Below are 12,098 nucleotides of genomic sequence, written 5' to 3'. Positions count from 1 at the left end.
GTCGCTAGATCGAAAACTTCCTCAAGTCTACGGTGAGAATAGATGGGCGTTGAGGGACTTCTTGCGCGGAGGTCGACGTGGTACAAAATTCGGCGGCATGTGTGTATGTTGCGATCTTCCAGCCGGTCGTTGGTCTCGCTCACCGTATAACGAACCAGGGAGAGGTCCACCGGTGCGTGAACTAGAACAACTGCTGACCGAGGTGCGCAACCCGGATGCCCGGACACTCATGGCCGAGGCGTATCGCTGCTACAACGCCGGGGCGTACCGTGCCGCCATCTCCTCGACATGGACGGCTGTGACGACAGATCTCATCGCCAAGATCACCCAGCTTGCTGATGACGGTGAGGGCAAAGCCGCCATCGTTCGCAATCAGGTGAGCGCCGCGCAAGTCGATGGTGTGACGACAGAGGGGGTGAAGCAGATGCAAGTCGTTGAGAACATGCTTCTGGGCACGGCCTTGGAGCTTGAGTTGATCGACAGTGTAGGCAAGCGGGATCTCGAACGGATCCGTGAGGATCGCAATCTAAGTGTGCACCCGTCACTGCGCCCATACGGTGAGGTATTCGATCCGCGACCGGAAGTGGCACGCGCACACCTGGCAAACGCGCTGACCATACTGCTGGTCCATCCGGCTACTCAGGGCCGAGCAGTCATGGATGCGTATCTCGCTTACACCTGCGATCCGGGATTCGTCGCCGAGGCAGTCGGCCATATTCAAGCCACCTTCTACGACCGGGTACGCGAGGCTGCCCGCCGAAACATCGCGAAACTGGCCGCCAAGCACGCCCTACTGGAACTACCTGCCGGTTCGGTTCTGCCGACGGTTTATGCCGATCGATCTGCCGCAGTCCTGGTGGCGTTCGCGCAACGGGACCGACAAATGGTCCGAGACGCCGTCGCGGCGCAGGCTGAGAACTTCAACAAGCTCGGCGCGGATGCTCAACTCCGCGGGCTCGCGCGGCTCGCGGATCAGGACTACTTCTGGGACATCATCGATGACCCACTGACCGAACGCCTCTCGAAGCACCTGCTGGATATGGCCTTGCCCGGCACTCCGGAATCGCAGAGTTCCCCGGAGGTCATAGCCGCGCTCGCGACGGTGAGCGTCGACCGCGCACGAGCACAAATGCCGGTCCTGGAGCATATATTCGAGTCTCTGCGCTACATGTATTCACTTCAGATGCGCATTATCGAATTGCGAATTGGCTATTACTTCGTGCCAGCACTGCTCGGCATCCTGGAAACCGTCGGGAACTGGCGTGATGCCGAGGTCGCTGGTCGACTCTTGGTGCGCTTCGCACTAGGCAACTGGCTGCGCCTCGGAGACCTGACAGCAGCCCTCGATAACTGGGCCCAGAATGTCAACTGCCGCACTGCGACGGAAATGCCCCGTACAGCCGTCCTGCTGTACGCAGCAACATCCTCGTTGGGTGCAGCACGCAACGAGACATTCCACCGCTTCCTGATAGAGGTCCGACGCAAGGCAGGCGAGAACGACGACAGCGACCACTACCGGTATCCCGCCCTGGGACAGCAGTTGGCGGAGGATGGATACACCGACGGCGAGAAGCGACAACCTGCGAGCTAAACCTCCGTGGTAGGGGCACTGACCGTGTGTGATCGTGCAGTCCGGCGCAGCTAGCGCATTGTATGCAACTCCGGCCATAGGGAGTGTGAGGAGGAACCACTCGCCGGGGTGACATTTCGGTCAAACACTTGCTAGTACATCGAGGTGAGCTTTTGCCATCGCCGGTCGACAGCACGCGATACAGTATTCCGTCGATGCGATACGAGTGTTCGGGCTCGGGAGCGCCCGGCCTCTTCGCTGATGCGTTGTATGTGAGGGGGCATAGCACGTGAGGATGTTGATGAGGCCCAGACATCCAGAAGGGCTCGAACTACCTCAGAGCCGAAGCGTCTGAGGCCCTTCCGCTTCGGTGATTGCAACGGGAAGTATGGAGAGTTGGGACACTAGTAGTGAAATCCAGATTCGACGAGTGGTACAGACCCAGCGAAGGCGAGATTCGTGAGTTCCTCACGTCTGCCACCATCGCGCTCGATGCAAATATTTTGCTCGCCCTCTACCGTGTTAGCGACTCACAACGTAAGCAAATACTAGAGGTACTCGAAATGGTGTCCCACCGAATTTGGGTGCCATATCAAGCAGCTCTTGAGTATCAGCGCAACCGCCTAGCAGTTGCGTCGACTCAGCAAAAGGTACACGAAACCATCGCCGCTCTCGCAGACGGCGGATTCGATGCAGTTCACGCGGAGTACGTTCGGGGAGTCGCGGAACTCCGAAGCAAGGCCGTAAAAGAGGTACGGGACCGCGAGGTTCGAACAGCGATCGAATGGGAATTCGATAACGCAATTGAATCTCTCAACAAGGCACAGTCCAAGTGTGTGGACAACATGCGCTCTGCGTTGGCGAAGATCCGCCAAAAGCACACAATTGATTTCGAGGTAGTCAAAGCATCCGATCCCGTACGCGCCGCGTTGGATGAAATCCTGATCGAGGATCGGGTAGGGAATCGACCTAGCGACGAAGAGTACGAAAAGAGGAAAGTTCTAGCCAACGAGCGCATAGCCGCAGGCAGGCCACCCGGCTATGCGGATGTATCGAAAGATGACGCGACCGGCGATTGTCTAATCTGGTTCGAGCTTCTGGACGTCGCCAAAAACTCCAGCACTCCTATGCTCTATATTACCGACGACGTGAAGGATGCATATCAGAAGGTGCGCGGGCAGATCGTTGGCCCTGATGTGCGGCTGGTCAGAGAAATGCGCGACTTCTCAGGCCAGGATTATCATCAAACAACGCTTGATGGATTTCTGCGTTTGGCTAGAAAACATCTAAGAGCGACCGTATCGGAGGATACTATTAGAACTATCGAATCAACCCATAAAGTCGGTGAGACCGGTCTGCTAGCTGGGAAAATCAAGTATTACGCAACTGCGAACTCGTCAAATGGCGCACGATTGCCCATATTTGTGATTGATCTTTTGGATGAGAAACTAGCACCACTGGGTGAAATGGTGGCTGTTTCAATCCCGAGTCGCGAGTGGCTAAATAATTCCGGCATACTAGATAAGGATTACGTGACCCTAAAAAGGGTTCCCGGCAATTTCGGTGAGGGATATCAAATCGTTGGCCCGTTAGTTGATCGGAGAACGGGCGAAGAGAAGGCAGTGAGATATCCCGAGAACTGTAATGCGTGCGGTAGCAGGCTAATTCTGATCAGCCGAGAAGGTCGTGAATGGCTCGAATGTACCGATGAGCCATGTCGAGAGCGCCTGATCGAGAGCTTAGGCCCGTAGCCGTATTGTGGCCTCAATGCGGATCCGGCAATCGGACCGGCTTCTGGTGTCTGTACGCAGGCGCGCCGGGCTGCGATGGGAGGACATCGCCTCGCCGGTCGGGGTCACGATCGGGTTAAGCACTACAGTTGTGTGGCAAGCCCCGGAGGGGCGCGGCAGCCCTATAGTGCCGGGCTTTAGGCCGGGGACGCACCGACTCGGTGAGCTAGGCGGCCGAGGTCTCCCGTCGTGAGATCGCGGCGGGCTCGTCGCATCATATGGCCGACCAACTCCCGAACGATGTTCATGCCCCGAACATGCTGGGGTGCGGCGTGCTCAGCACGCAGCAGCGCGTTGAGAGAGGCACGGTAATCCCGCTTGACCGCGTAGGCGCGACCAATTTCTACGAAGTACTGCGCTTTCCGGCCAGCTGCCGGAAGCTGTTCCGGATCAAGGCGCGCAGCCAGTTGCAAAACGTCGCCCGGTTCTCGTCGCTCCATCGCCGACGACATCCGCCACAGCTCGACGTTCGCGCTTCCGAAGGTGGGGTTGCGCAGGATGGACCTGCTTGGCTCGGCACTCGCCAGCCTGCGGGCTTGTCCGGCGGCTTCATCGAGGTGCGCGCCAGGGTCGCCGCCGAGGGCGGCGGTTACGAGAGACGCTTGGAGGTGCAACATGCCGAGCGTTTCGATTTCGCCAAGGGTGCGAACATCAGAGTCGAGTCGTTCGGCCGTAGTCACTGCACAGTCCAGTGCGCTGGTCCATGAGCCGGGTCGAGCGAACAAGACCTGACTGCGATTGAACGCGGCCGAGGCAAACGCAGCGGTGCCGCCGATATGCTCTGCGGCGCGATCGGCTTCCTGGGCCGCAGTCCACGACAAGGCCGGGTAGCCGCGGGCTTTCAAGGCTGCCGCTGTTGTATGAGCGACAGTTGCGAGAACGTCCCAGGCTGTCTCTTGCTCGGCCCCCGATGTCTCTCGTGTATGCCGGTAGCAGTCAGTGAGCATTGGTGCGAGCATCGGTCCCAGTGACGCGTAGTCGCAGGCGATCCGCAGTTGCATGGCCTGTCTGGCGGCGGCGGCAAGTTCGGTCAGACTTCGGGGCTGGAGGGTAGGTGTCGCATTTCCCTCAGTCCAGATCGCTGTCTCAATGTCTGGCACTGCTGCGTGGAATCCGATGACAGAACGATCGAGCCTGTCTTGATCGTGCCCGGTGAGATCGGCAACGTTGACGTCGAGGGCTTGCGCGAGAGCATGAAGAAGCTTCCTGGAGTCAACGGGACGTTCACCGTTCTCGTACTTCGCAATAGCTCCGCGAGACAAGCCGATCCTGTCGCCGAGAACCTTCTGTGAGATACCTCGGCGTGCGCGGATAACCCGGACCTGCTGGCCGACGTAGCGCCCTTCGTCCTGATCAACCTGTTCGCTCATGTGCGTGCTCTTCCTGGACGGCACTGCTGTCTCCATGCTGATCGCACTCATCAGGTGTCCCGCAGCGGGACAGTTTCGCTCGGTTATGCGACCACGCTATTCCTGTACCTGCCCCAGAGTAGATGGCGTTACCTAGTCGGTACACCGGCCCGCTTCTACTGCCCGCCGATGTATGCGCCTCCTCGGAGCCGGTGTGTTCAACCGACGAGCGACCAGGGAGGCGCAAGCGATGGGTTTGAGCGATGAGATCGGCCACGACGATGCGACGCTACAGCAGCACTACTTCGGTCAGTTGGCGTGGTATCAGCACTACGGCACCCCTGAGCAGCTGGCGAAGTTCTCTGCCGGTGGGCCGCCGCCGCCGATGAAGGCGGACGGAGTAACCGGCAAGATTCTGTGGTTCGAGGTGCACACGCCTTCCGTGAGCGAGCTCGCCGCGCTGCTCGCGGAGATGGAAACGGCGGGCTGGATCACCGTCGAAGTCCGAGAGAACATTGCGGAGCTGTCGCCTGCGGATGGCATCGCCGAACTCAAAGCTCGCATGGTCGAACAGGATTCGGTGCGGCTGACGGATCGCATGGCCGAGCAGAAGGCTCGAGTAGCGGAGCGGGATTCGGGACGGCCGGAACCGCTCGGCGGGACTGAGTGAATCGCATGGACGAGACTGAGGTTCTTCCCGTTGTCGCGGTTGAATCGCTGGCATCACGGTGCCGGTTCTATCGGGAGGTGTGCGGCCTTCCGGCGCGCGTGCGCCCCGATGTAGAACGGATCGTGTTCACGTCGGGCAGTGTCGGCGCGGTCACGATGCCCGCTGAACTTGCGGCGCCGGTGAAGGCATACATGCTGTCGCGACACAGCCGAATCGGTCCGGTCATCTCGCATCCGCGCTCGAAACGGTGGACATTCCTGGTGCGCCCCGACATCCCGGACGAGGTGCAACTGTTCGCAGAGCTGTTCCGCAGAAACGCATCTGTCGCGCGATGGGGTGCGGAGGTCGTGCTGCCGTCCCCTTACGACCGGCACATGACGTATCGAGTGTGGGTGAACAGTCCTCGCGATGGATTTCGTCCGTCAGGCATGGCGGTGGTCGAGGCGATGAGGTCCTGCCCGTCGCTGCTGCCGTGACCGGTATGGCGTGCATCAGTGTCGTCGACAAACCCGATCCGCTGCTCCAACACAGCGGATACGCAGAAAGCCACCGCTCAAATGCGGATGGAACAGGTAGTACAGGGAATGAGCAGGGACAATGCTAATGATCGAAGTCACCCCTGGAAGGAGCCGGACATGGAGGATCTCGTGCCCCACACCGCAGAAGTACAGCAGCAGCACGCAGAACGTCAGCGATCCCCCGAGTTCCTGGCGTGGCTCGCCGCGTCAGATAGCGACCTCGACCGCCTCGTACGTGATGACGTTCCCGCACTCGCGCGGCTGGATGATCCTTGGACGGTGGACGGGTTGCGTGCTATCGAGCACGCTGTTCTGGACTACTTCCCGAACCCCCGCCTCGATCCAAACCCTGAGCAGCGCAACCAAATCGACCGATTGGCGCGGGGTATCGGACACGTCTACACGGTCACGCTGGAGGGCTTCTGGGTGTGGGCCGAACCCACGCCCATTCCTGGCAAGGAAGCCCACTACGGACCGGTCGTGGAACTCCCATCAGCCCCGGTGTGGGTCGACCCTGAGGGGCTACTTGCTCACGCCGCAGACAAACGGTCCGGCGAACTCATTCAAACCGCCTACGGTCACGCGATGGACAACCATCTGGAGTGGGTCGCCGCAGGCCGACCTTCTCACGACGCTTGGCTCAAGATCAGGGCCGGACTCTGAGCTCGGTGCATCCGCTGATCGGAGGCGCACACGATGAGCGCCGACGACCAGCAACCACCCGAACACGACGCTCCTGACCCATCGTCGGGGCCTGCGGGTTCAGCACCGATCGGTGATCGCGGGCTCACCGAAGCGGGAGACGCCGGGCACGCCGCCTACGTGCAAGGGAAGATCGCCGATGCTGCGAAATCCCTTGGCCGCGAAGCTGACTCGGTAGAACTGCACAGCATCCGCAACCCGATCGACTGGCGCAATGAGCTGGACAAATGGGGGAACCGCCGCGAACTGCACGACGCGTTCATGTACGGCATGCAGGCCATGCAGGATCGGACCCCCGAGGCTGGATGGGTGTACGAGTACTCGATCAAGACGCCGTTGAGTTTTCGACGGATCGACGTCGCCCAGGTCGAGAAACTGTTGGGTCGGGATCGACTTGTACACAACAACGAGTACAAAGCCGGATACGTCGCTCGCGAGGAAGGCTTGCTTCAGCTCCAGAAGGAAGAGTTCCTGCTGGCGAACAACCTCGTCGAACGGTCCGAGTACACGGTTCCCTCGCTCGACCTGCTCGATCCCGAAGTGGCGCAGCGCGCCGCCGAGTTGGAACAGCGGTTCAAGGGCCGGTTCATTGTCAACGAGGTCGGGCGGGAGGTCTTCGAGCAGACAGTCGCCATCGGTAAGCCCATCGTGCAACAGAACGCCGTCGAAAAGCTCAGAGCGACAATCGAACAGCTCCGCGAGAATCCGACGTTGACCGTCGCGCGGGACGCGATCCGGAACTTCATCGCCGAGATCGAGCAGGCGCGTGAGCAAGGTGAACCGATTCCCTTGCGGGTGTTGGTCGCCGCACGAGAGGATTTGGCGGAACTGGTCAGGGTCGACCAACGCGTGATCCAGGACTACGACCGAATCGCCAGGGAGAAGGCGAGACTCAAGATCAGCCAAGCCTTGCTCGTGGAGCAGGCACAGGCCGTCACCCGAGACGAACGCACGGAGACCTTGTTTGCGTCGCTGGGCGCGGTCGACCGCGAGATCGACCGTGCCGCAGAAGAACTTGCCGAAGGTGCCCGACCGAACACCCGCGAGGAGCGCGACCGGGCACTCGAACAAGCCCAAGCGCTCGCGCGGAATGCCGACCGGCAAGAGGAGCTTGATCTTCAACGAGCCCACGCGCGGCTCACCTACCAGCTACAGGCGACTCAAGAGACCGAACGTGAAGCCGAGCGTGAAGCGCTGGAACAGGCTGGTTTGGGACCCGATCATGTCGATGAGGCGGTGCGGCGGCTGGACGAAGCACGAGAGCAGCGTGACGCCGCAACAAGAGCACATCTGCTCAACGTGGACAACCACGTCAAGACCAAAGCCAACGCCCGAGTGATGGGCACAGAGATCGAGCGGCATAACGCGCTGATCGAACGGGTTGGCGGGAAAGCTGCGAACCAGCCCACCCGAGACCCCGAAGTGATCCGGGAAGCGGTGAACGCTCTGCGGCTGGATCCAGAGCGTGACAGCAACCTCAATGCCCAGGTGTATCGCGCAGCCAAGGAAGGCCGGGTGACCTACGAGCGGGAAACTCGTCAGTGGGTGATGCAGATCGATGGACGGCAGGTGAGGGTTCCGCTAGAGAGTGCCGCACGACAAGCAGGTGAAGCAGCACGCTTGGCAGAGTTGGGCTACGACCCCGTTGCCATCCGCAACATGACCCACATCCAACCTGCCCAGCCAGACATACGAGACCGTGGTCCTAAACAGCCCGAAACTGATGTGGCAGAGCGCGGGCGACAGGCCGAACTCGAACGTAGGCAAGCGAAGGAGCGGGAAGGACGGGACCGATGAAGGCCACCAACCCACGCCGGTAGCCGATGAAAGGAAATCCTGTGCCGGAGCGCGTCTAGGTGCCCCGCCTGGGGTACCGCTCACGCAGACCGGGTAGATTTAGCGAATTCTTCTGTCGCACTTAATATTCGACTGCGACTCGCCGTTTCGTGCGGCTCTGTTCGCGGACGGTGACGTAGTTCGTTCGCGGATCCCGGCTACGTGTCGCCAGCCGTGCCACGTCCGAGATGTTCACGAATGCTGACAGCGGGTAGGTCAAAGGCTCAGCCACCGAGCATCCATCGCTCAGCTTTACCACGCGGTAATCCGATGATCGTGCGTGTTCTTTGACCGTTCCGGGGCGGCTAGTTCACGCTTAGTGGATGGATCCGGCTCCGCAGTATCACATCGACCCGGCCGGGCTGCCCGGTGACACGGCTCAAAGGCTGTTCGAGGCGTGGGTTCTTGATCTGTCCCGCGCGCGCTTTGACAACCCGCAATGGGGGACGAATGGCGACAGTGAGGGACGTACTGTCACAGTCGGCGCCCCAGAGGGAGACCACTTCGTCCTACGCTGGTCAGGGCTGGACATCTCGATAATGGCGTCGAACGGCATTGAGAGCGACACCGTTCAGTCGATCCTTGAGAGCGCATTGGCCAGGGTCGCTGCGCAGGACCTCGGAACACCAGTGATCTACAGCGTTGAGATGAAGCTGACCGAGCTTGACTTCGGATCGGGTGCAGCACACTTCATGCGCCTTTTGGGCGATCAAGTCCACATCGAGGGCAGCTGTCGGCTGGGTGACGAAATCCTGCTCGACTTCGAGGAAGGGCTCTTGAGCAATACGCCTCTGCTCTTGGCACCACCAAGCAAGGTGCGGGTGACCATCTTTGCCCCAGGGCCTGGACCCAGCGAGTGGTCCCAGCGCAATGCTGCGGGATGCGCCGAAGTGGTCGCGGCGATCTGCGCGTTTGCCACCGGCCGTCCAGTTGATTACCAGGTGCCACAGTTTCCAGCAAAGGATGTCTACGTCGAACGAGCCGTTGCACGCAGACACAGCCCGGAAATACTGGGGCTCGCGCGAGATTCCGTCTCCTTGAATGTATTCGGTGACCTGTTCGTGCTGGGTGGCCTGGATGCTGCGCTCCGAGTTCGCGGTGCCCTGCTCGCCTACCACGCGGCACTCAAACAAACCACACCGGACGTCGCCGTGATGCTGTTTGTGACCGCGATCGAGGCACTAATCGCACCACGCCCCGAATGGGGAAAGGACAAGGTGACAACTCGATTCAAGAAGTCACTGATCGACCTCTGCCCATATGCGGTAGATGCGCTCCTCGCGCACGACAATGTCGAGCAAGCTTTCGAATACCGGAGGCGAGGAGGGGTCAATCGTCAACGACAGGACCTCGTCGATCGGATCTACGAAATGCGATCTACTCCTACTCACACCGGACTTGCCTTGTCGGCGTCGGGCATGGCCATTCTGGGAACGCCGAGCAGCATGCGCGTCGCCTTGCTGTCCGATCTTGCTCGAGCCGCGGTCTTGAGCTTCATTCGCGCGCCTCGCTCGTCAGTTATCGGTCACCCGATGTTCGATCAATCAACTGATTGCCAGATGAAGTACAAGCGACTCCCGATGCTGACAACCGTTGTTGACCCCCGGTCTGCCGCAGGTCAATACGTTTTCCCGATACCGCGCTCATGAGTGGGACCGATCTCGCCCATGGTTAGCCATGATCTAGTTCGTCGCATCGAGAGTCTGTCGGCTGGCCTCAGTCGATACAAGTTTCAGCAGTTGCCATATTCGCCGACAACCGGGTTGTGTGCCTTTGGCGGCGAGTAAAGATCTGCTCGTCGGCCCCTCGGATCGAGGGTCTACCAGTCGATGTCGTGGCCTGTGTCGGGTTGTGACTGGTGGGGGTCGTACTCGTCGGCGCCGTAGTTGTCGGCGTATTCGGTGTGGTGGCCGAGGTCGGCGGCGTCGATGGCGGCCGCGATTCCCTGCCCGGCCGGGTCGGGCTCGGGCTGGTCGTCCAAGCTGGGGGTGGGGCCGGGTTGGCGGGAGGTGAGGTCGTTTTCGTCGATTTCCAGGCGTGACCAGAGTGCGGCGGCGGGCATCTCGTCGGGCAGTGGTCGTTGCTGTGCGGAGTGGGTGAGTTGGTGTTGGATGTCGATTCCGGCTCGGGCTGCCGCGTCGACGTAGGTGGCAACGATGGGCCATGTGGGGTCGGTGCTGATGCGGGGGTCGATGCGGGCGACGGTTGCGGCCCAATAGTGTTGGGGTAGTTGGGTGTTGGCGTCGTTGTCGAGGATTCGGCGTTGTAGTTGTTGCTGATAGGCGCGTTCGATGGTGGTGTGGCGGGTCGGTCCGGTGGGGCGGTGCTCGGTGTCGGGGATGCGGAGTCCGGCGCGCCAGATCGCTAGGTCGGCAAGCAGTTCGGGGTCTTGCAGGAGGTTTCGCGCCCACCTGGGGGCGGTGGTCGGGGTCCACGCTTGGGCGGTGTCGCTGATCTGGGTGGCGAGTTCGGTCACGATCTGCTGGCGGGCTCGCACGGGTGCGAGAGTGTCGGGGTCGAGCGTGTCGGGGGTGGTGGTGGGCAGTCCGGGTGTCCATGGGAGCGGGCCTGGTCCGGCCGAGTGCGCGCTGGTGGGGTCGAGTCGCCAGTCCAGCACGGCGGCGGGGTCGGTGGCGGTGTCGAGTTCGCGGCCGGATATCGCGGCGCGTAGTGCGGTGATCGGGTCGGCTCCGGAGAGGGCGAGCATCGCCAGGTGCTGACGGAGGATCGGGTAGGCGGGGCTGTCGGTCAACCCTGGTACGGCTTGTTCGGCGATGCGGTCTATGGTGTCGAGTCGCTGTGCGCCGCAAATGTTTTCGGCGGTCATGGCGAGGGTGTCGAGGTAGATGTCGACGGCGCGGCCGATGCGGCGGGTCGGGTCGAGGGCGTCGCGCAGTGCGGTGTGGGCTGATTTGGTTGCGCCGTCGCGGTCGAGGACGTGGTGTAGGTGTTCGACGGCGGTGCGGGGGTAGTGGGCGGGCAGGGTGTAGATGTCGCCTTCCTCTCCGGCCATGGCGGTGGCGAGGTAAGCGTGGTTGGCGAGGCGTCCGCGTGTCATCGCCACGTAGAACTGCTGGCGCGACTCGCGCCCGGACAGCGCGACGTGGCAGGTGTCGGCGGTGATGCCCAGGGCGGAGTCGATCGTGGCGGCGTAACCCAAATGCAGATGCTCGAACACGTACTCCGCAGGCAGGCGCACGACAGTGGTGGTGTCGCGGTCATGGACGCGCCGCGCGAGGGTGAGTGTGCCGTCGGGATGAACCTCGCGGATGGTCCAGGTGTAGCCGTTACGGACCCAGTCGTGTTCGCCGAGACGTAGGCGGGGGTCGTTGCGGCGGGTGCGCACAGTGTCACCCACTGAGGCCACCAACCCATCCGCGAGTACGACATCGGGACCGGCGAGTGTGCCGGTGCGGGCGAGCCTTTCCGCGCGGGCACGCATGTTCAAGGCAGTCACGATGTCGCGGGTCGGGGCGAGCATGACCGCATGCGCGCCTTGCGCGGTGTCGGCGGCCCAGCCTTGGTAGGCGTCTTCGTAGACGCTGCCCAGGTGTCCGGCGTGGATGCGGCTGTGGTCGAGGTACCAGGCAAGCGCGAGCGGATCGCCGATGCGTATTCCTGCGGATGCCAACGCTTCCCCGCGACTGGCGAAACGCACTATCG

8 protein-coding genes and 1 pseudogene are annotated in these 12,098 nt (G+C 61.5%); 7 read left to right on the top strand and 2 right to left on the bottom strand.

The annotated features are described in order from the left end of the window. Nucleotides 1-172 precede the first annotated feature (172 nt). Nucleotides 173-1,591 (top strand): hypothetical protein, encoded by a 1,419-nt coding sequence (locus tag NA11_RS43015; protein ID WP_069167887.1) that lies wholly within the window; start codon nucleotides 173-175, stop codon nucleotides 1,589-1,591. Between the two features lie 389 nt (nucleotides 1,592-1,980). After that, on the top strand, nucleotides 1,981-3,321 hold the full coding sequence (locus NA11_RS45370; RefSeq protein ID WP_167837864.1) for a PIN-like domain-containing protein: 1,341 nt from the start codon (nucleotides 1,981-1,983) through the stop codon (nucleotides 3,319-3,321). Between the two features lie 176 nt (nucleotides 3,322-3,497). Here the strand turns inward: NA11_RS45370 and NA11_RS43010 are convergent, their stop codons facing one another. Beyond that, nucleotides 3,498-4,730, bottom strand: coding sequence for a helix-turn-helix domain-containing protein (locus NA11_RS43010; protein ID WP_167837863.1), 1,233 nt, complete (start codon nucleotides 4,728-4,730; stop codon nucleotides 3,498-3,500). A gap of 229 nt (nucleotides 4,731-4,959) precedes the next feature. On the opposite strand from NA11_RS43010, the gene NA11_RS43005 reads away from it, so the two are divergent. From NA11_RS43005 to NA11_RS42985, 5 genes are all read left to right on the top strand, one after another. Next, on the top strand, nucleotides 4,960-5,379 hold the full coding sequence (locus tag NA11_RS43005; protein ID WP_174567805.1) for a hypothetical protein: 420 nt from the start codon (nucleotides 4,960-4,962) through the stop codon (nucleotides 5,377-5,379). Between the two features lie 5 nt (nucleotides 5,380-5,384). Beyond that, nucleotides 5,385-5,855, top strand: coding sequence for a DNA-directed RNA polymerase subunit beta (locus tag NA11_RS43000; protein ID WP_069167888.1), 471 nt, complete (start codon nucleotides 5,385-5,387; stop codon nucleotides 5,853-5,855). Nucleotides 5,856-6,014: 159 nt separating this feature from the next. Beyond that, nucleotides 6,015-6,560 (top strand): hypothetical protein, encoded by a 546-nt coding sequence (locus NA11_RS42995; RefSeq protein ID WP_069167884.1) that lies wholly within the window; start codon nucleotides 6,015-6,017, stop codon nucleotides 6,558-6,560. Nucleotides 6,561-6,593: 33 nt separating this feature from the next. Continuing rightward, nucleotides 6,594-8,396 (top strand): coiled-coil domain-containing protein, encoded by a 1,803-nt coding sequence (locus tag NA11_RS42990; RefSeq protein WP_069167883.1) that lies wholly within the window; start codon nucleotides 6,594-6,596, stop codon nucleotides 8,394-8,396. Between the two features lie 362 nt (nucleotides 8,397-8,758). After that, a complete protein-coding gene (locus NA11_RS42985) occupies nucleotides 8,759-10,084 on the top strand; it encodes a hypothetical protein (RefSeq protein ID WP_069167882.1) in 1,326 nt (441 codons plus the stop codon). Between the two features lie 170 nt (nucleotides 10,085-10,254). On the opposite strand, the pseudogene NA11_RS42980 reads toward NA11_RS42985, so the two are convergent. After that, nucleotides 10,255-12,098: pseudogene (locus tag NA11_RS42980) on the bottom strand (MobF family relaxase); the annotation flags it as partial.

Source organism: Nocardia altamirensis NBRC 108246 (assembly GCF_001612685.1).
Taxonomy (GTDB): domain Bacteria; phylum Actinomycetota; class Actinomycetes; order Mycobacteriales; family Mycobacteriaceae; genus Nocardia; species Nocardia altamirensis.
The sequence above is the reverse complement of the archived record's forward strand: the minus strand, read 5'-3'. Positions and strand labels throughout refer to the sequence as shown.